At 61.9% G+C, this 18,167-nt stretch carries 18 protein-coding genes; 12 read left to right on the top strand and 6 right to left on the bottom strand.

The window, feature by feature from the left end; genetic code table 11:
- Window positions 1-9: 9 nt before the first annotated feature.
- Both NKJ57_RS07465 and NKJ57_RS07460 read left to right on the top strand, forming a co-directional pair.
- Window positions 10-786: a hypothetical protein gene (locus tag NKJ57_RS07465; RefSeq protein ID WP_352510908.1), complete on the top strand. Its 777-nt coding sequence runs from the start codon at window positions 10-12 to the stop codon at window positions 784-786.
- Between the two features lie 379 nt (window positions 787-1,165).
- Window positions 1,166-3,787, top strand: a complete 2,622-nt coding sequence (locus NKJ57_RS07460; RefSeq protein ID WP_023827696.1) for a bifunctional diguanylate cyclase/phosphodiesterase — start codon at window positions 1,166-1,168, stop codon at window positions 3,785-3,787.
- 45 nt (window positions 3,788-3,832) lie between these two features.
- On the opposite strand, the gene NKJ57_RS07455 is transcribed toward NKJ57_RS07460, so the two are convergent.
- Window positions 3,833-5,455 (bottom strand): ABC-F family ATP-binding cassette domain-containing protein, encoded by a 1,623-nt coding sequence (locus tag NKJ57_RS07455; RefSeq protein WP_352510909.1) that lies wholly within the window; start codon window positions 5,453-5,455, stop codon window positions 3,833-3,835.
- A gap of 226 nt (window positions 5,456-5,681) precedes the next feature.
- Here NKJ57_RS07455 and NKJ57_RS07450 point away from each other — a divergent pair, with 226 nt between their 5' ends.
- Window positions 5,682-5,996, top strand: coding sequence for an EthD family reductase (locus NKJ57_RS07450; RefSeq protein WP_023705197.1), 315 nt, complete (start codon window positions 5,682-5,684; stop codon window positions 5,994-5,996).
- Window positions 5,997-6,048: 52 nt separating this feature from the next.
- Here the strand turns inward: NKJ57_RS07450 and NKJ57_RS07445 are convergent, their stop codons facing one another.
- Window positions 6,049-6,792 (bottom strand): 2OG-Fe(II) oxygenase, encoded by a 744-nt coding sequence (locus NKJ57_RS07445; protein ID WP_352510910.1) that lies wholly within the window; start codon window positions 6,790-6,792, stop codon window positions 6,049-6,051.
- 65 nt (window positions 6,793-6,857) lie between these two features.
- Here NKJ57_RS07445 and NKJ57_RS07440 point away from each other — a divergent pair, with 65 nt between their 5' ends.
- Window positions 6,858-7,316 carry a hypothetical protein gene (locus NKJ57_RS07440; RefSeq protein ID WP_050586866.1) on the top strand — a complete coding sequence of 153 codons (459 nt, stop codon included), beginning with the start codon at window positions 6,858-6,860 and terminating at the stop codon, window positions 7,314-7,316.
- A gap of 45 nt (window positions 7,317-7,361) precedes the next feature.
- On the opposite strand, the gene NKJ57_RS07435 is transcribed toward NKJ57_RS07440, so the two are convergent.
- Entirely contained in the window at window positions 7,362-7,901 is a 540-nt protein-coding gene (locus tag NKJ57_RS07435; protein ID WP_023695530.1) for a carboxymuconolactone decarboxylase family protein, read from the bottom strand.
- 44 nt (window positions 7,902-7,945) lie between these two features.
- Window positions 7,946-8,368 carry an OsmC family protein gene (locus tag NKJ57_RS07430; RefSeq protein WP_023670326.1) on the bottom strand — a complete coding sequence of 141 codons (423 nt, stop codon included), beginning with the start codon at window positions 8,366-8,368 and terminating at the stop codon, window positions 7,946-7,948.
- A 200-nt stretch (window positions 8,369-8,568) separates the two neighbouring features.
- Between NKJ57_RS07430 and NKJ57_RS07425 the strand changes: the two genes are divergently transcribed.
- From NKJ57_RS07425 to NKJ57_RS07390, 8 genes are all read left to right on the top strand, one after another.
- Entirely contained in the window at window positions 8,569-9,294 is a 726-nt protein-coding gene (locus NKJ57_RS07425) for a 3-keto-5-aminohexanoate cleavage protein (protein WP_023743846.1), read from the top strand.
- A 172-nt stretch (window positions 9,295-9,466) separates the two neighbouring features.
- Window positions 9,467-10,510, top strand: a complete 1,044-nt coding sequence (locus NKJ57_RS07420) for an acyltransferase family protein (RefSeq protein ID WP_352510911.1) — start codon at window positions 9,467-9,469, stop codon at window positions 10,508-10,510.
- 318 nt (window positions 10,511-10,828) lie between these two features.
- The gene (locus tag NKJ57_RS07415; RefSeq protein ID WP_023670324.1) at window positions 10,829-11,338 is read left to right on the top strand and encodes an Lrp/AsnC family transcriptional regulator; all 510 of its coding nucleotides are present in this window, start codon (window positions 10,829-10,831) and stop codon (window positions 11,336-11,338) included.
- Complete coding sequence (locus NKJ57_RS07410; protein WP_023805624.1) at window positions 11,335-12,498, top strand: saccharopine dehydrogenase family protein; 1,164 nt, start codon at window positions 11,335-11,337, stop codon at window positions 12,496-12,498. Before NKJ57_RS07415 ends, NKJ57_RS07410 begins: the two co-directional genes overlap by 4 nt.
- A gap of 109 nt (window positions 12,499-12,607) precedes the next feature.
- On the top strand, window positions 12,608-13,396 hold the full coding sequence (locus NKJ57_RS07405) for an ABC transporter substrate-binding protein (protein WP_023670322.1): 789 nt from the start codon (window positions 12,608-12,610) through the stop codon (window positions 13,394-13,396).
- Window positions 13,397-13,525: 129 nt separating this feature from the next.
- Window positions 13,526-14,203, top strand: coding sequence for an amino acid ABC transporter permease (locus tag NKJ57_RS07400; RefSeq protein ID WP_023695534.1), 678 nt, complete (start codon window positions 13,526-13,528; stop codon window positions 14,201-14,203).
- A complete protein-coding gene (locus NKJ57_RS07395) occupies window positions 14,200-14,874 on the top strand; it encodes an amino acid ABC transporter permease (protein WP_023684787.1) in 675 nt (224 codons plus the stop codon). Before NKJ57_RS07400 ends, NKJ57_RS07395 begins: the two co-directional genes overlap by 4 nt.
- Window positions 14,875-14,944: 70 nt before the next feature.
- A complete protein-coding gene (locus tag NKJ57_RS07390) occupies window positions 14,945-15,673 on the top strand; it encodes an amino acid ABC transporter ATP-binding protein (RefSeq protein ID WP_023670319.1) in 729 nt (242 codons plus the stop codon).
- Window positions 15,674-15,881: 208 nt separating this feature from the next.
- Here the strand turns inward: NKJ57_RS07390 and NKJ57_RS07385 are convergent, their stop codons facing one another.
- Both NKJ57_RS07385 and NKJ57_RS07380 read right to left on the bottom strand, forming a co-directional pair.
- Window positions 15,882-16,949, bottom strand: a complete 1,068-nt coding sequence (locus tag NKJ57_RS07385; RefSeq protein WP_023693904.1) for a cyclic nucleotide-gated potassium channel — start codon at window positions 16,947-16,949, stop codon at window positions 15,882-15,884.
- 144 nt (window positions 16,950-17,093) lie between these two features.
- Complete coding sequence (locus tag NKJ57_RS07380) at window positions 17,094-18,164, bottom strand: adenylate/guanylate cyclase domain-containing protein (protein WP_023821290.1); 1,071 nt, start codon at window positions 18,162-18,164, stop codon at window positions 17,094-17,096.
- Window positions 18,165-18,167 lie beyond the last annotated feature (3 nt).

The following is an 18,167-nucleotide window of genomic DNA, read 5'->3' as shown; positions in this document are numbered from 1 at the left end:
GTTTATATCATGCGGTGGGTCTGGACGTTTCTGTTTGCGCTGGTGAGCAGCGTGGCTTTCACGGCCTCGCCGGAGGACGACTATGTGGCCGCGCGTGACAAGGCGATTGCTGATATCGCGGCGCTGAACAGTGCGAACGCGGCAATCGAGACCATCGACGCTGAGAACGAGAAGGCGCTGGCCGACCTCCAGCAGCGTCTTGCCGGCATTATCGGGCCGCTGGCGGTCAAGGACTTTCCGCCAACCGGCACAATCAATATCGAAAGCCTCAGCGACTCCGATATCGGCTATGGCATGCTCGATGGGCTGCGATACACCAAGGGCGACGACGGCCCCAGCCTGGTGGCAACGACGCGAGGGCTGCTGGAGCGCTGGCTCCAGTCCAGAACCGCCGAGACCGACGAAAGTTTCAAACTGCCCGCCGGCATCGATGAGGCGCTTAAGCTGGATGCCTTCTATACCCAGGCGATCAACAGCGACGCCGCCTTCGAGGGAACGCTCGACTTTCCATTGAAGAAACCCGAAGGCGCCGACATCGCCTTCGCACGGCTCGGCGGCTGGACGCAGGACGTCGGGCCGATCTATGAGCAGGAAGTCATCGTTACGCTCGTCAAAGGCAACAGCGTGAGAATTATCGCAGCGCCGGCAGCCCCTGCCGTTCCGAAGATCGCCGCCTGCGACGCCGTGTGGGCTGCTGCGGACGCCGCCGCGCAGAAATTCCAGGAGGCCTACCAGGCATCGGACCTGAAGGACGAAAAAGCGTTCGAGTCCTCCAACGCCGCCTGAGACAAGGGCGACAGCGACTACCGGGCCTGCATGGCGCAGCGCCTGCCGGCTGACCCGGCTTTCCCGGCGCTGCTCGCCCAGGCGCAGGCGCTGGCCGATCAAATGGCTGGGAAGTAAGCCTCCCGCAAGGGCCCGCGCGGCAAGATCAGGCGGCTTGTTGCAATCTGAGGCGAATATGACTTCGCCGCTGGGTTGCAGAACGCTGCAACCTGGCGTCCTACTTTCGGACACTCATTCAGATTTCGGCTGGACCCTGGCAGCCAAAAGCTTACCGTTTGTTCTCGGATTCGTCTCGAAGCTCAAACTTAAGCTTTAGCTACTATGGTCGACCGAAGGACTACTGTCCTGGAAAGGTCTTCGGATCGAGTTGGCAGGTGCAATGCTCAATTCCGGCCGGTTGAAACGGGCCGTTTTTTCTTCCGCCAACTTGCCGGCGGCGATTGCCTTTGTCGTGCTTCTCGTCTGCGCCCTGGTTGCCGACCAGAGGAACAGAGAGGTCTCCGATCAGCTGGCGCGCGCCGACGTCCTGGCCAAGGTCAACATCATACGCGCCAAGCTCGAAGGCAACATAGGCGGCAATCTCCAGCTGGTTCAGGGTCTCGTTTCGACAATCGTTACCGAGCCCTATATGGGCCAGCAAAGATTTGCGGCACTCGCCCGTAATCTGTTCGAGCAAAAATCGCAGTTGCGCGATATTGCCGGCGCCCCCGACCTCGTCATCGCGCTGATGTATCCGCTGGAAGGCAATGAAAAAGCCATCGGGCTGGACTACCGCAAGAGCGATACGCAACGCATGGCCGCGCTTCGCGCCCGTGACCAGCGCGCGCTGGTGCTCGCCGGGCCGGTCAAACTGGCGCAAGGCGGACGTGGCTTCATCGGCCGTATCCCGGTCTTCGTGCCGACGGCGGGTGGCGGCGACCGTTTCTGGGGTATCGTCTCGGCCGTGATCGATGTCGATCGGCTCTACGCTGCCAGCGGACTGACCGACCCTGATCTGGATATCGATGTGGCGCTTATCGGCAAGGATGCGCTCGGCGGCGGCGGGGAACTGTTCTTCGGCGGCGATAATGTCGTGTCCGGCAATCCGGTGATGGCAGAGGTGCAATTGCCTTCAGGCTCCTGGCAAATTTCAGCCATACCGAAGGGCGGCTGGCCGACCGCTCCGAAAAATGAGTGGCTGTTGCGTCTGCTCATGGCGCTTGCCGGCGCGCTGGTGGTGCTGCCGATCCTCGTGGCAGGACGTCTTTTCGGTGAGCGGCAGAAAAGTGACGCCGAGTTGAGGCGCCTGTCCCGGCGGCTGGAGCTGGCGTTGGAAGCCTCTGCTATAGGCGTGTGGGAGCACGATACCGTCAGCAACGAACTCGTATGGGACGACCGCATCAACGAAATCTATGGCAAACCCGGCGGCGGCAAGACCCGTAGCTATGACGACTGGGCGCTGGCGATCCATCCCCAAGACTTCGAACGGGCTAAAGCAGATTTCGATTCGGCTGTTGCAACACAAGGCCCCTACTCTTCGCAGTATCGGCTCCTGCGGCCGGACGGCACCATTCGCCATGTGCGCACCCGCGCCAGTTTCTTCCGGGACATCGACGGCACGCCAAAAATGATCGGCGCCGAATGGGATGTGACAGGCGACGTGCTGCTCAACGAGAATCTCGTGCGTGAACGTCGCCTTTCAGAATCGAAAAATGCCGAACTGAACCTGGCCAAAGCCCGCATCGAGCATGTCGCGATGCATGATTCGCTGACCGGTCTGCCCAACCGTCGGTATCTGGACGAGATGCTTGCCGAAAACCGCGAAGCCGACGGCCGTGCGGCGTTGCTGCATCTCGACCTTGACCGGTTCAAGCAGATCAACGACACGCTCGGCCATGCAGCGGGCGATGCATTGCTGGTGCATGCTTCGAAAGTCATCAAGGCCAGCGTCGGCAGTGCCGATTTCGTTGCGCGCATCGGCGGCGACGAGTTTGTCGTGCTGAGCCATGGACGCGACGACAAGGAACTCGCCGCGCTGGCCGACCACATTATCGATGCGATGCGCCAGCCGGTCGACTATCTGGGTCACCAGTGCCGGTTCGGCGTCAGCATCGGCATTGCGGCCAATAGCGGCGTCGATGCAAGGCAGTTGCTTGTCAATGCCGATCTGGCGCTGTACCGGGCGAAAGGCCGCGGCCGCAACCGCTACGAGTTTTTCAACGAAGAGCTGCAGAGCGAGATCGTGCGGACCAAGCAGACCGCCGACGAGATTCTGGGCGGGCTCGAGCGGAACGAATTCATCGTCTACTATCAGCCGCAGTTCGACGCCAAGACGCTGGAGATCGTCGGCGTCGAGGCGCTGTCGCGTTGGGATCATCCGCAACGCGGCATGCTGACCCCCGACGCCTACATCAAGGTGGCTGAAGAACTTAATGTCGTGGCGCTTATCGACCGCACCGTCCTGGAGCAGGCGCTCGATAATTTTGAGCGTTGGTCGCGCAGCCACCTCAACATCCCGCGCGTCTCGGTCAACGTTTCCGCACGGCGCCTGGAAGACAGGGACCTGATCAAGGGTTTGCGCAAGCTTCCGATCAAGGAAGGGACCGTGTCGTTCGAACTGGTGGAGTCGATTTTCCTCGACGAAAACGACGAGCTGGTCAGCTGGAACATCGAACACATCAAGGGGCTCGGCATCGACGTCGAGATCGACGATTTCGGCACCGGGCATGCCTCGATCGTCTCGCTGTTGAAGTTGCGGCCCCGTCGCCTCAAGATCGACCGCCAGCTGGTCACCCCCATCACCAGCTCAACCGCACAGCGGCAGCTTGTGTCGTCCATCATCGACATCGGCAAGTCGCTCGGGATCGAAGTGATCGCCGAGGGCGTCGAGACGATGGAGCACGCGCGCATCCTGAAAGAGCTTGGCTGCGACATCCTGCAAGGCTTCCTGTTCGGCTACCCGATGGATGCCAAAGCCTTCAAGGCCTTCGCGCAGTCGCGCAAATGGCTGGCGGCGAGCTGACAAATCCTGGCTTTGCTGGACGCAAATGCGGACGCAGGACCTGCGTCAGGTCCGCAGCCCCGGCGCCTCGTGCCCGGTCCTCTCCACATATTCGGTATAGCCGCCGCCATAGGTGTGGATGCCTTCTGGCGTCAGTTCCAGCACGCGGTTGGAGAGTGCGGCCAGGAAATGGCGGTCGTGCGAGACGAACAGCATGGTGCCTTCGTATTGCGACAGCGCCGTGATCAGCATCTCCTTGGTCGCGATGTCGAGGTGGTTGGTCGGCTCGTCGAGCACCAGAAGATTGGGCGGATCGAACAGCATCAGCGCCATCACCAGGCGCGCCTTTTCGCCGCCTGACAGAACCCGGCATTTCTTCTCGATCTCGTCGCCGGAAAAGCCGAAGCAGCCGGCGAGTGCCCTGAGCGGCGCCTGGCCGGCTTGCGGAAACGCGTCCTCCAGCGTCTGGAACACGGTGCGTTCGCCCTCCAACACCTCCATGGCGTGCTGGGCGAAATAGCCCATTTTCACACTCGGCCCCCGAGCAACTGTGCCGGCATCCGGGTCAGACGCGCCGGCCACCAGCTTCAGCAGCGTCGACTTGCCGGCGCCGTTGACGCCCATGATGCACCAGCGCTCGCGGCGGCGGACCTGGAAATCCAGCCCCTCATAGATCGAGCGACTGCCATATCCCTTGTGCACGTTCTTCAGCGTCACGACATCCTCGCCGCAGCGCGGCGCCGGCTGAAAATCGAAATTCACGATCTGACGGCGCTTGGGCGGCTCGACACGATCGATCTTGTCGAGCTTCTTCACCCGGCTCTGCACCTGGGCGGCGTGTGACGCCCGCGCCTTGAAGCGCTCGATAAAAGCGATCTCCTTGGCCAGCATGGCCTGCTGGCGCTCGAACTGCGCCTGCTGCTGCTTGTCGGCGATCGCCCGCTGCTGCTGGTAGAATTCGTAATTGCCGGAATAGGCGGTGAGCGAACCGGCGTCGATCTCGACCACCTTGTTGACGATGCGGTTCATGAACTCGCGGTCGTGCGAGGTCATCAGCAGCGCGCCCTCATAACCCTTCAGGAACTGCTCCAGCCAGATCAGGCTTTCGAGATCGAGATGGTTGGACGGTTCGTCGAGCAGCATGACGTCGGGCCGCATCAACAGGATGCGGGCCAGCGCCACGCGCATCTTCCAGCCGCCGGACAGTTTGCCGACATCGCCGTCCATCATTTCCTGGGAAAAGCCGAGGCCGTCGAGCACTTCGCGGGCGCGGCCATCGAGCGCATAGCCGTCGAGCTCCTCGAAACGATGCTGCGCCTCGCCGTACTTCTCGATGATCTCGTCCATCCGGTCGGCCTGCTCGGGATCGGCCATGGCCGCCTCGAGTTCGGCCATTTCGGCCGCCACGTCGCTGACCGGCCCGGCGCCGTTCATCACTTCGGCCACAGCACTGTGGCCCGCCATGTCGCCGACATCCTGGCTGAAATAGCCGATGGTGACGCCGCGATCGACCTGCACCTGGCCTTCGTCGGGCTGTTCCTGGCCGGTGATCATGCGAAACAGCGTCGTCTTGCCGGCGCCGTTCGGGCCGACAAGGCCGACCTTCTCGCCCTTCTGTAGCGAGGCCGAGGCCTCGATGAAGACAAGCTGGCGGCCGTTCTGCTTGCTGATGCTTTCAAGACGGATCATGAGGCGGTCCGGGGGAGTTGGTGCAAAGTTGAGGGATTTGCCCGGGGCCATACGCGAATGAGCGCAAGGAGGAAAGAGGCAGAAGCGCCACAGATGGTGGCGAGGACCCGTCATCGCGCCCGAAACAAAAATCCAGCGATTGTCGAAAACCGCCCTCGCGGAACGACATTGGCACGGCGGCCTGCATGGCCCCCAAACAGCGACACCAACAGGCAGGAATATGACGATGGCCAAGATGCTCGTGATCTACAAAACCCCGGCTGATCCGGAGGCGTTCGACCGGCACTATTTCGAGGTTCATGTGCCGCTGGCCAAGAAGCTTCCCGGACTGCGGCGCTACGACATCAGCAGGCGGCCCATCATCAAGCGCTCGGCGGGCGAGATTCCGTATCTGGTCGGGACACTCTATTTCGACAGCCTCGCCGATATGCAGAGCGCATTTGCCACCGAAATCGGCATTGCCTGCGCCGCTGACCGGCGTATACTCGCCCCAGGAGACGATGACTTGACGATGCTCCTGTTCGACGTCGACCAAGTGTGAATCTTAGCCGATCTCGGAGTGGAACGAAGGAGCCGCGCCGAAGCGGACGACGTTACTTCGCGTCGTGGAAGATGATTCCCACCGTATGCCGCCGTCCCGAGCGCAGGCGGCTGACGCCGTGCCGGAGATTGACGCGGTAGTGCCCTTTCGTACCTTGCACCGGGCGATTGTGGACAGCAAAGATCACTGCATCGCCCCGGGTCAGCGGCACCACTTCGGCACGGCTTTGCATGCGCGGGCGCTGCTCGGTCAGCACGAATTCGCCGCCGGTGAAATCCTCGCCCGGCTGCGACAACAGGATCGCGACCTGCAGGGGAAAAGCGAGGTCGCCATAGAGATCCTGGTGGAGGCAGTTGAAGTCGCCGGGGCCATATTGGAGGAGAAGCGGCGTCGGCCGCGTTTGGCCGCCTTCGTGGCAAAGCTGGAGGAAGGCGGCGTGGTCATCGGGATAGCGCCGTGCCGCGCCCATGCGATCGTTCCAGTCGTTCGCGACGCCGGCCAGCCTGGGATAGAGCGCGGTGCGCAGGCCACCGACCAGATCCGGCAGCGGATAGCGGAAATAGCGGTACTCGCCCTTGCCGAAGCCATGGCGGGCCATCACCACATGGCTGCGGAAATGGTCCTCATGCGGATAGAGACCGGCGATCTCGGCGCACTCCTCGGGTGCAAGCAGCGCCGGCATGACGGCGCTGCCGTGGCTGTTCAGTTCGCCGACCAGAGCACTCCAGTCCTGCGCTGCGACGCGCGCTTCGGCCGAATGGGCTGCGCGTTTGGTGCTTATCGAATGGATGGTCATGGATGCCTCCTTTGCTTGCGGTCAAAGTGGGGCGAACGAGGCGCCTGGGCCACCCGATTCCTGCGATGAACATTGTCATCTGCTGCCGGCAGCGATTAACTGTGTACATGCATCTTTCGATCGAACCGCTAAATGGCGTCAAAGGGCTTCCTCTCGGATCGTCTAAGGCGACTGTCAGATCCTTCTTTTCAGGAGAGCTCAAGGTCTTTCGGCGGAGCCCAACCAGCGTTCCGGCCGACTATTGGCCGGACCTTGGAGTATTCGCCTATTACAAGGCCGATGGCGCACTCGAAGCGCTAGAATTCACCTCGCCTGCGATCTTGGAACTGGGTGGCGCGTCGCTGTTTCCGATTTCCATGGAGGTTGCGCTGAGGTTCTTGAGACAAACCGACCCCAATGTGAAGGTCGAGATCGATAGCGCGATTTCGAATGCTCTCGGCATCAGCATCTGGACAGCCATAGGAAAAGAAGCGGACTCCCAGGTGGAAACACTTTTGCTGTTTGGAGCAGGCTACTACGGCTGATCCTTCCGGCGATATCCACTGCAGATCGACTGCGTATCGATCGCATCAGACCGGATCGGCACCCTTGCGGCGATACGCCTCCAACTCAGGGTCCAGATCGACCCTCACCGCGTTTGTGAACAGGCAGGTCGCCACCATGATGCCGGCGAAGGCGACGAGGTTGACCAGCAGTGTGTCGTCGTAGCTAGCCTTGAGTGCCGCCCAGACATCGTCGGGAACGGCGTTGGTATCGGCAGCGACTGCCTTGCCGAATTCGATCAGCAAAGCTTCTTCAGCGCTGGGCTCGATCGCCTCGGGATCAAGACCGCTGTCGATCAGCGCGCGGCGGAAGAAGGTAAGCGGTATCTCGGCGCGGCATCTCTCGGAGATCGCCAGCGACAACAGCCAGACAGCGCGGTCGTCGAGTGCGGGCTTGAGCAGATCGCGAAGGGTGAACCATTCGGCATAGATGCGGTGGGCCGCCGGTGAATGCAGCAGGATGCGCTTCATGTTGGTCATGCGTCCGCGCAGGCCAAGCTCCCTGTCGTGCTCGGCGCGGATGTCTTGCGATGCCGAGGCGTAGTCGATCGGCGGGATCATGGCCATGGGACGGTCCTTGGTTGGTGGTAGCGAGGCATTCTGCGACACCCTCACCCAAGCGTCGTATGCAATTGCGGCGCGGCGCGCAGCGTGTTGGACACCGTGCAGATCGCTTCGGCGTCCTCGACGATCCGCTGCTTGGTCGCAGCGTCGAGATCGCCTGAGATGTCGAGCCTGATGTTGAGCCTTTCGACGCGCGACGGCTCGTCCTTGGCCTTCTCGCCGCTGACCTCGGCGCGCACCTCACCAAGCGCGGCGGCAACCCCGAGGCGGGAGGCGGCGATGCGCGCGCTCAGCACCATGCAGGCGGCGAGCGAGGCGTAGAGCAGGTCGAGCGGATTGAAGCCCGGCGCGCTGACGCCGGTGACGACATCGACTGCACCGCCGGTCGGAGTGGTGATGGAAGGCAAGCCGCCGGGCTGCAGCGTCGCCGTCGCGCCGGTGACGCGGGTTCTGACCTTCAACTCAGCCATCGCAAATCCTTCTGGCCGGCAGTCCGGCAAAGGGGTAAGGATCGCCCGTGGCGTGTCCTGTCCCGCTATATGGTATGTCCTGGGCCGATACCGCAACCTCCGCAGAAGCGGCACCCTGTCAGCAATCTTCACCACGCCCGTTCCCTCTCCGCCCTGCCCTGCGGTAGGCTCGCGCGATCCGCAACAGGATCGCGAGAGCCATGATCGTCCAGGCCTGCATCAATGGCGCGCGCGCCGCCGATTTTCACCCCACACTGCCGCTCGACTCCGACGCTATGGCGCGCGACGGGGCGGCTTCGATTGCCGCGGGCGCAGCTGAGCTGCATGTCCATGCCCGCAGCGCGGACCGCCGCGAGAGCCTTGCGCCGGCAGCGATGGATCCGACCATCGCAGGGCTGCGCCGTGCCTGCCCCGGTACGCTGATCGGCGTCTCCACCGGCGCCTGGATCGAGAATGACGATACAAGCACGCTGGTCGCCATCGCCGGCTGGCGCGAATTGCCGGACTATGCCTCGGTCAATCTCAGCGAGGCGGCCGCGCCTATCGTCATGGAGAGCCTGCGGCAGCGCGGCATCGGCATCGAGGCGGGTCTGGCGTCGGTCGCCGACGCCGAGCGGCTGGTCGGCCTCGACCATGGCGGGCGCGTGCTGCGCGTGCTGATCGAGATTTCCGAGCAGACGCTAGACGAGGCTTTTGCGGTCGCCGACGGCATCGAACAGGTCCTGGAGCGCGCCGGCATTCGCCGTGCCATCCTGCTGCATGGCGAGAACGCGACGGTGTGGCCGTTCGTGCGCCGTGCCGCGGATCGCGACTGGTCGACGCGCGTCGGGCTGGAGGATGGGAAGCATCTGCCGGATGGCACGGTTGCGGCCGGCAATGCCGCGCTGACGGCGGCAGCCGTGGCGATCTTCCAGGCCGGGCGATAGCGCATACAAGCAGCGCGCCAAGGCATCGCCGAGACGATGGCGATCGCAAGGCCCGGGCCGCGAAAGTCGGTGAAAGCTATTCAAATTTTATGTATTAATTAAACCGGCAGTTAATCGTCGCATCAACGATCTCATCGGTGTTAATATTCTCCGGCATCGGGGACATTTTTTAATGAACGTCATTCCGGATAATGATCACGCTGCGCCGCGTCGGATTCAACAATATACATCGATACAGACCCTGCGGGGGCTAGCAGCCCTAATGGTTGTTATCTATCATCTTCCGGCCGCACTAGGCGTGCTCGATTTGCCTATTCCCATTCTAAACAGCGGCGTCGACCTGTTTTTCGTCATCAGCGGTTTTGTCATGGTTCTCTCGACGGAGAACAGACATCGCGACCACCGTGCTTTTTTGATGCAGCGGTTCACGCGCGTCGTTCCGTTCTATTGGGTCATGACCTTCCTCATGGTCGCCGCACTTTGGCTGTTTGCCGGTCGTGGAGTGTCCTTTGAGCAGATTACCAATAGCCTGCTTTTCGTGCCCTATCTCGATACGGCCACAGGCTATGTCCAGCCAGTGCTTGGCGTGGGTTGGACGCTCAATCTGGAAATCCTGTTTTACATTCTGTTCGCGGCGACTATGGGTTTTGGTGCGCTGACGCAAATGGCCACGATTGGCGTTGTCTTTGCAATCGCCGTAGCCGCACGCATTATCTTCAAACCCGCCGCCGACACTGTGCTGTTTTTCTATACCACGCCAATCCTGTTTGAGTTCCTTGCCGGCATGGCTGTCGGCCATCTGGTCGGCAGACTGGTGCGTTTGCCGGCTTTCCTGGGCGCCTCGGCTGTCGGGTTCGCTATTGTGTCCACACTGTTGATGGTACTTGGCTTCAACTTGCCGCGAACCCTTGCTCAAGGTATCCCGGCGCTGATCCTTGTCGCGGGTTGCATCAGCCTGGAGAGCTACTTCCGACTTTTTGCTCCTCGCGTGCTGGCAAGGCTGGGAGATGCTTCCTACTCTCTCTATCTGACCCATCCTATCGTGCTGCTCGCGATCGCTCCTGTCGTTGCAACCGCCAATGTGTCACCATGGCTTGCAAGCATAGCTATTGTCACCGCCTGCATCGCCGTGTCCCTGGCGAGTTATAGTTTTATCGAAAGGCCGCTTTTGGCCATGTCGCGAATGAGCCTCTCCGCTTATCAGGTGAAGGCGTGAGTTGCGGCTACGCCGCAGCTCGGTCGGCCTGCCATTCGGGTGCGTTGCTCACTACGACCTACCGTCGCGTTCAAGCGACCACGGCCGCGGCAAGATCGTCTTCGAACTCCCTCACCTAGTGCTGTCGCGCACATCCTCGACTGCCCCAAAATGTGCAGCGGTTTTGGGACGACATGCATCCTGTCTTGCCTGAACGCACACGGGAACTGACACAGAGGGATGACATAGCTCTTGCTGCTGTTAAAAATTCCCCATAAGGTATTTTTCATATCCGAAAGAAAATCCGATCGTTTCTTTCCCATTATGAAAGCCTTGCCTTTGCGTGAGCATCTCGATCAAACCGATCGACGGCTGGTAAAGCTGTTGTCGCAGGATGCCCAGCCCGGCATCAACCGGCTCGCCGAGACGATGGCGATCTCGGTGCCGACGGTGCGCTCAAGGTTGCGCAATCTGCTCGACCGCAACCTCTTGAAGATCGTCGGGCTGCTCAATCTGACCGAACGCCCCGAGTTGATCTCGGCCATTGTCGGCATCAACGCTCAGGGACGTGGCCGCGCCCGGGAACTGGCGCAGCGCATTGCCGAACTGCCTTTCGTCAACTCGGCCTCGGTGGTTACCGGGCGCTTCGACATCATCGTCGACGTGACCGTCGCCGGCGATGTCGCCGACCTCTACCGCATCACCAGCGAGCTGATTCCGGGCGCCGGCATTCCCGGGGAAGTCGTGCGCAGCGAAACCTTCGTCGTCATGGCTTCATGCAACAAATGGGTCAGCCTTCCCGAAGGCTGCTGGTCGGAAGAAACACCGTCACGCAAGGAGCCGGCATGAGAATAGCTGTTCTCGGCGGCCTCGGCCTGCAGGGACGGGCGGCCATCGCCGATCTCGTCGCCAGCGCCGGTGTCGAGGAAGTCGTCTGCGTCGATACGTCGGCTGACGGCCCTGCCCGGCTTGCCGGGCTGACCGACCTTTCCCGCGTGCGTTTCGTCATGCCCGAGGGCGCGATCGGTCCGGCGCTTGCCACCGTGCTGGCGGATGTCGACGCCGCCATCGATCTGTTGCCGCAGCCATTGATGCGCGAGGCGGTGCAGGCCGCGATCGCAACGCGCACGCCGCTGGTCACTACCAATTACGGCAAGGCGATTGCCGATCTGGCGCCGGAGGCTGAACAGGCCGGCGTTTCGATCATGACCGAATGTGGGCTCGATCCCGGCATCGACCTCGTGCTCTATGCGCGCGCCGCAAAGCAGTTCTCTACGATCTCCTCGATCGATTCCTATTGCGGCGGCATCCCCGAACCGAAGGCGATGGCGAAGCCGCTTTGCTACAAGGTAAGCTGGAATTTCGACATGGTTCTGGTCAGCCAGAACCGCGACAGCGTGATGATCGAGCATGGCAAGCGCGTCGAAGTGCCGGCCGGGCGGCAGCACGACAATGCCTTCATCCACGAGATCGAGGTCGCGGGCCTCGGCCGGCTGGAAGCTTTCCCCAATGGCGACGCGCTGCACTATGTCGAGATGCTGGCGGCCGCCAAGGGATTGCAACGCTCGGGCCGCTATACACTGCGCTGGCCGGGATGGTCGGCGTTCTGGGCGCCGCTGAAGGAACTCGGCTTCCTCTCCGAAGACAAGGTGCCCGGCACCGGCGCCAGCCCCCGCGAATTTCTCGGCCGGCTGCTCGGCCCGCAATTGCAGTATGGCGCTGACGAGAAGGACCTTTGCGTGATGCGCAATGTCTTTTCCGGTCTCGAGGGCGGTCGCGCCAAAACGGTGACATCGGACCTGATCATCGAACGCGACCTGGCATCCGGCCTGTTCGGCATGAGCCTCGGCGTCGGCTATCCCGCCAGCATCGTGGCGCAGATGCTGGCGCGGCGCGAGATCGCCACACCTGGCCTGCTCAACCCGCTGCTGCATGTGCCGGACGAACCCTTCTTTGACGAGCTGGCGAGGCGTGGCATCAAGGTGACCGAAACGGTGGCCTGGGACTGACGATTTTCGAACGGTGGCTGCCGCCGGCAAACGGTGCCGCCGCTCAAAAAACACCCAAAAGGGTGGAATAACAAAGTGGAACAACAACGATAACAGGAGGAATGCCAAAATGAAGATTGCCAGACTTTTTATCGCCGGACTTGCGCTTGCGGGGCTCGCCACGGCGGCCAGTGCCGGAACGCTCGACGAGATCACCAAGCGCGGCGAACTGCGCGTCGCGGTACAGACGCAAGGACCTCCCTTCTCGCTGGTCGGCGCGGCCGGCGAGCGCACCGGCAGTTCGGTCGAACTCGCCGAGCTGATGGCCAAGGAAATGGGCGTCAAGATCACCTTCCTCGACTATGACTGGGACGGGCTGATCCCGGCGCTGCTTTCGGGCAAGGCCGACCTGCTCGTCGCCGACATGACGCCGACGCTGGCGCGCGGCATGAAGGTCGCCTTCACCACACCTTACATGTATACGGGCAGCACCGTCTTCACCAAGGCCGACAGCAAGTTCAAGACAACCGAGGACTGCAAGGCCAAGGGCACCAAGATCGCCGTGCTGTTGGGCGCCACCGGCGAAAAGGAAGCCAAGAACGCCTTCCCGGATGCCGACATCAAGAGCTACAAGGGCGGCGGCCCGCTGCTGCTCGACGCGGTCAACAACGGCCAGGCCGATTGCGGCGTCAACGACGTCTCGGCGGTCAAGGGTCAGTCGACAGCCTATCCCGCCGGCACCTTCACCATCATGCCGGACCTGTTGTCGAAGGAGCCGCTTGCCTTCGCCACCCGCTACGACGAGCCGGACCTGTTGATCTGGATGAACCTGTTCCTCAACCAGGTCAGCATCGACGGCCGCTTGCAGAAGAACCTCGACTACTGGGTCAATTCCGACGCCTGGAAGAAGGATCACTAAGCAGAGGTAAGCAGGGAGTAGTGAGTAGGAAGTAGTGAATGGTGAATGGTGAACGGCCATTCCGGACGCCCTTCACTGCTCACCACTCACTACTCACTACTGCCCATTCACCATTCACAATTCACCGCCATGCTCGAAAATTTCAGCTTCCGCACCATCGTCGAATATCTGCCGCTGTTCGGGCAGGGTCTGATCACGACCGTGTGGCTGTCGGCGCTGTCTTTTGCGGGCGCGCTGGCCGTCGGCATCGTGCTCGCCGCCATGAACCTGCAGCGCGGCCAGCTGTTTCGCGTGCTGGCCAAGGGCTATATCGATGCCGTGCGCGCCACGCCGTTGCTGGCGCAGCTCTACTTCCTCTATTTCGGCCTGCCGCGTCTCGGCTTCGTCCTGCCCGAGCTCGTCGTCGGCATCATCGCTTTGTCGCTGAACAGCGGCGCCTATGTCGCGGAAATCATCCGCGCCGGCATCCTGTCGATCCCGCGCGGCCAGGTCGAGGCCGGGGTTGCCTCGGGAATGACCTATGTCCAGCGCATGCGCCTGGTCATCCTGCCGCAAGCCTTCAAGGTGACGATCCCGCCGCTGCTCGGCCAGGCGATCGTGCTGGTCAAGGATTCCGCGCTTTTGTCGCTGATCTCGGTTTCCGAACTGACGCGCGCCGGCCAGTTGCTGGCGTCCGACCGCTTCATGCCGGCGGAAGGCTTTCTCACCATCGCCGCTTTCTATCTGCTGCTCTATTACTGCCTCAAAGGACTGGCGGGGCTGTCCAGTCGGTGGCTCGGTCTGCAGCCGGCAAGGAGCAGCACATGATCTGGCAACAGCTGCAAAGCCTGGCCGGCAGCTACCCCCTCGCCTTGCGCGGCCTTGGCATGACCGTGATGCTGTCGGCGATCAGCCTGGTGCTGGGCACGCTGCTTGGCTTCGGCCTCGGCATATTGCGCACCGGCGGCAACCGGCTGATCTCGAGCGTGATCGGCGCCTGGGTCGACCTGATCCGCGGCACGCCGTTCCTGGTGCAGATCTTCCTGATCTTCTTCATCCTGCCGGAATTCGGCATCGAGCTCGATGCCTTCACGGCCGGCATCATCGCGCTCACCAACCTCGCCGCGTGCTTCATCTGCGAGATCGTCGCCGCCGGCATCCGCTCGGTGCCGACCGGCCAGGTTGAGGCAGCTCTGGCGTCTGGCCTGTCGCGCTGGCAACGCATGCGCCAGGTGGTGCTGCCGCAGGCGATGCGCATCGTGCTGCCGCCGCTGGTCGGGCAATATGTACTCTTGATCAAGGATTCCTCCGTCGTCTCGGCGATCGGGCTGACCGACCTCACCCGCGTCGGCTGGCTTGTGGTGCAGCGTGTGCCCAACGGCCTGCTGGTCTTCTTCCTGGTCGGCGTCGGCTATTTCGTCGTCTGCTATCCGCTGATCATGCTCGCCCGCCGGCTGGAGCGCCGCATGGGCGCGGCGCATGGCGAGGTGCAGCTGTGACATCGAACCCAAAGGGCTGACCGCCATGACCAATCCAAGCCCGACCAAGACAAACCTGACCAAAACGGGCATGATCGACTTTCGCGGCGTCAACAAATGGTTCGGCTCGCTCAATGTGCTGAAGGACATCACGCTCAGCGTCGAGCCGCGCGAAGTGGTCGTCGTCTGCGGCCCAAGTGGTTCGGGCAAGTCGACGCTGATCCGCTGCATCAACGGCCTGGAAGCGATCAAGGATGGCGACCTCGTCGTCGACGGCCAGCGCCTCGGCGACCCCGCCACCAACATGACGCAGCTGCGCACCGAGATCGGCTTCGTCTTCCAGTCGTTCAACCTCTACCCGCACAAGACGGCGCTGGAAAACGTCACGCTGGCGCCGATCCATGTGCGCAAGATCCCCCGCGCCGAGGCCGAGCAGGCCGGGCGCGACTTGCTGGCCAAGGTCGGCCTCGCCGACAAGGTCAACGCCTACCCGTCACAGCTGTCCGGCGGCCAGCAGCAGCGTGTGGCCATCGCGCGCTGCCTCGGCATGCGCCCCAAGATCATGCTGTTTGACGAACCGACCTCGGCGCTCGATCCCGAGATGATTTCCGAAGTGCTCGACGTCATGGTCGCGGTGGCCGAGGAAGGCATGACCATGATGGTGGTAACGCACGAAATGGGCTTTGCCCGCAAGGTGGCGCAGCGCGTGGTGTTCATGGACGCCGGCGCCATCGTCGAAAGCGGCACGCCGGAAGCGTTTTTCTCCGACCCGAAGACCGACCGCAGCCGGGCTTTTCTAAGCAAGATTCTAAGGCATTAGAGCTTAGCCAAAGCCGGTCGTCCGAAAGGCCGCGGGGCAGGAACTGTCGACGCACAGCGCCAAACAACGAGCCGCCGGTAGAGTGGATCGGCTACGTTTAGGTCTCCGGCTACGCCTCTGGGACCTTCCACGTGCCGTCCAGAACCTTCGCGCGTGGTCGATAGAGCCGTACCATCCAGTTCCAGCCGGGCCACCATCGGCTGTACGGTCAAGCCACCGGCGCCGCGCCGCGCCGCTCGAGCGCGGTCCTGCGGATGATTTCCGCGATTTCCGGGCTGCTGCTGCACAGCATCTGGAAATCCGCCGCGTGCAGCGACAGGAGTGAGACAGAAGTTGCGGCAGTGACGGTCGCCATACGCGGTTCGCCGCTGATCAGCGCCATCTCGCCGAAGAAGGCGCCAGGGCCAAGCTCCACCGGGTTCGGCGTCGCGACGCTGACGCGGCCCTCCACGACGAAGAACATCCGATCGCCGGTCTCGCCGCTGCGGCAGATCACGGCGCCCGCCGGCACCGTGCGGGGTCTTAACGCGCGCACGATCTCGACCAGCGTGGCCGGGCCAAGCTTCTGAAACAACGGAACGCCGGCAATCAATTGCCAATTGCGGACGAAATCCTCGCGACGGACTTCTTGATAAAAGCCGGAGGCAAGAATGCCGGCCCAGAGCCCGAAGATGCCGATGCCACACATCATGACAGCCCCGGCAAGAACGCGGCCGGCGAAGCTTTGCGGAATGTCGTCGCCATAGCCGGTAGTGGACAGCGTGACCACCGCCCACCACATTGTCTCGGGGATGCTGCCGAACTTTTCCGGTTGGACGTCGCGCTCGATGACATAGGCCGCAAGTGCGACACCGAACAGAACCAGGCCGAAGACCGTGGTGACGCCGACCAGGTTGCGCGCTTCGTTGGCCAGAACCCTGCCAAGCAGCGGGAAGAACGTCGAGTCGCGCAGCGGCTTCAGCAGCCAGACAGCACAGTAGAGGCTGCGGTCGGGCGTGCCGTCGAGCAGGAATGCGGCGAGTGGAACCAAAACCGCGAGCACATCGATTGCGATTGCCGGCGTCCTGTCCCGAAGGTCTCCCGCCCAGCGCTTGAGCAGGGTCTCGGCCATCTGCAGAAGATAGGCGGCCCAAATGACAGCGAGCACGGCAGCCAGAGCCAGTCTGCTTCGTCCGGACATGTTCGGCATCGTGAGCGCAGCCACCGCCAGAAGCCCAGGCGCAGCGAGCACCGCATTTAGCGGTGCGTAGATTCTCAGAAAAGGCAGTACCGACATTCTATCCCACCAGCGGCCACTGTGCTCCAGAATAGAGGCCTTCCGGGCAAGCGCAAAGGGTGCTTTGCGATCGCAAGATCAGGTCACGCCAATGGCTTTCGGGCGCCGCTATCGGCGCTCCACGGTCGCACCGCAGGCGACGGATCAGCTCGGGAGCCGCCACATTCGCACGCGACCCGCACCGCGCAATTCCGTTTCCTCGAGTGGGTCGCAAGCAAATTTCGGTCCAAGCAGTTGGCAAGTTGCATCGGAAATACGGATTTCATCGGGCTCCGCGGACGTTTGAATACGTGAGGCGAGATTAACGGTCTCACCCCACAGGTCGTAGGCGAACCGCCTCTTGCCTATGACGCCGGCGACGATCGGTCCTGAGTGAATTCCAATTCTCAGCCTTATCGGTTCTCCTGCGAAGCGTTCCCGCTTGACCGCTTTGCGCAGCTCAATCGCATAGCGCGTGAGGGCCTTTGCATGATCGGATCGCGCCGTGGGCAGGCCGGCGACCACCATCACACAATCGCCAATTGTTTTGATCTTTTCGCAGCCGTATCGCTCAGAGAGCCGATCCGCCGCCTTGAAGAAGTAGTTTAAAATAGCGAGCGTCGTCACCGCTCCGACGCTGCGCGCTCGTTCCGTAAAACCGACGATGTCGGCAAAAAGCACACTCACCTCTGCGTGGTTGTCGGCAATTTTCTTTTGCGCTTTCAATCGCTCCGCGATCGACGCCGGGAGAATGTTGAGGAGCAGGTTTTCGGCGCGCTGGTATTCACGCGCCAATCCCTCCTGGCTCTTTCTCAGTGCCTCGTTCGTCGATTGCAATTTTTCGTTGAGTTGACGCTCCCTCTCTTGCAGGAGCGTCATTTCATAGGCCTTCTGTTGAAGCCGCTGCCTGTTGTCTCGTTCGGCAGTGGCGTCCAGAAAAAGCAGCCACACGAACGCATTGTCAGCAAAAAAATGGAGGTCGGCGACACGCCCGCCGGGCAGTTCAACCATATCCATGCGAAACGGAAGCTCCGGGCAAGGCAGCAAACCTTCCATGAATTCAAGCTGCTCCGCAACAGGCTTGCCGATGCGAAGCGATGACAGCCCGTAATGTTCAACATTACCGCCCTTGGCAGCTATGCAAAGCTCAGCGTCGATTTTCAGATAAGCGACAGCGTGCCCGTCGAAGAAGAAATTGAAAAACCAATTTCTGACTTCTTTTGGCAATTCATGCATGGT

It is taken from the genome of Mesorhizobium sp. M0077 (assembly GCF_040322955.1).
In the GTDB taxonomy this organism is placed as follows: Bacteria; Pseudomonadota; Alphaproteobacteria; order Rhizobiales; family Rhizobiaceae; genus Mesorhizobium.
This window is presented reverse-complemented; position numbering and strand designations above follow the sequence as displayed.

Coding starts and splice junctions, on each gene's coding strand:
- NKJ57_RS07465 (WP_352510908.1), top strand. CDS start 10: ATGCGGTGGGTCTGGACGTTTCTGTTTGCGCTGGTGAGCAGCGTGGCT.
- NKJ57_RS07460 (WP_023827696.1), top strand. CDS start 1,166: ATGCTCAATTCCGGCCGGTTGAAACGGGCCGTTTTTTCTTCCGCCAAC.
- NKJ57_RS07455 (WP_352510909.1), bottom strand. CDS start 5,455: ATGATCCGTCTTGAAAGCATCAGCAAGCAGAACGGCCGCCAGCTTGTC.
- NKJ57_RS07450 (WP_023705197.1), top strand. CDS start 5,682: ATGGCCAAGATGCTCGTGATCTACAAAACCCCGGCTGATCCGGAGGCG.
- NKJ57_RS07445 (WP_352510910.1), bottom strand. CDS start 6,792: ATGACCATCCATTCGATAAGCACCAAACGCGCAGCCCATTCGGCCGAA.
- NKJ57_RS07440 (WP_050586866.1), top strand. CDS start 6,858: ATGAACATTGTCATCTGCTGCCGGCAGCGATTAACTGTGTACATGCAT.
- NKJ57_RS07435 (WP_023695530.1), bottom strand. CDS start 7,901: ATGGCCATGATCCCGCCGATCGACTACGCCTCGGCATCGCAAGACATC.
- NKJ57_RS07430 (WP_023670326.1), bottom strand. CDS start 8,368: ATGGCTGAGTTGAAGGTCAGAACCCGCGTCACCGGCGCGACGGCGACG.
- NKJ57_RS07425 (WP_023743846.1), top strand. CDS start 8,569: ATGATCGTCCAGGCCTGCATCAATGGCGCGCGCGCCGCCGATTTTCAC.
- NKJ57_RS07420 (WP_352510911.1), top strand. CDS start 9,467: ATGAACGTCATTCCGGATAATGATCACGCTGCGCCGCGTCGGATTCAA.
- NKJ57_RS07410 (WP_023805624.1), top strand. CDS start 11,335: ATGAGAATAGCTGTTCTCGGCGGCCTCGGCCTGCAGGGACGGGCGGCC.
- NKJ57_RS07405 (WP_023670322.1), top strand. CDS start 12,608: ATGAAGATTGCCAGACTTTTTATCGCCGGACTTGCGCTTGCGGGGCTC.
- NKJ57_RS07400 (WP_023695534.1), top strand. CDS start 13,526: ATGCTCGAAAATTTCAGCTTCCGCACCATCGTCGAATATCTGCCGCTG.
- NKJ57_RS07395 (WP_023684787.1), top strand. CDS start 14,200: ATGATCTGGCAACAGCTGCAAAGCCTGGCCGGCAGCTACCCCCTCGCC.
- NKJ57_RS07390 (WP_023670319.1), top strand. CDS start 14,945: ATGATCGACTTTCGCGGCGTCAACAAATGGTTCGGCTCGCTCAATGTG.
- NKJ57_RS07385 (WP_023693904.1), bottom strand. CDS start 16,949: ATGTCGGTACTGCCTTTTCTGAGAATCTACGCACCGCTAAATGCGGTG.
- NKJ57_RS07380 (WP_023821290.1), bottom strand. CDS start 18,164: ATGCATGAATTGCCAAAAGAAGTCAGAAATTGGTTTTTCAATTTCTTC.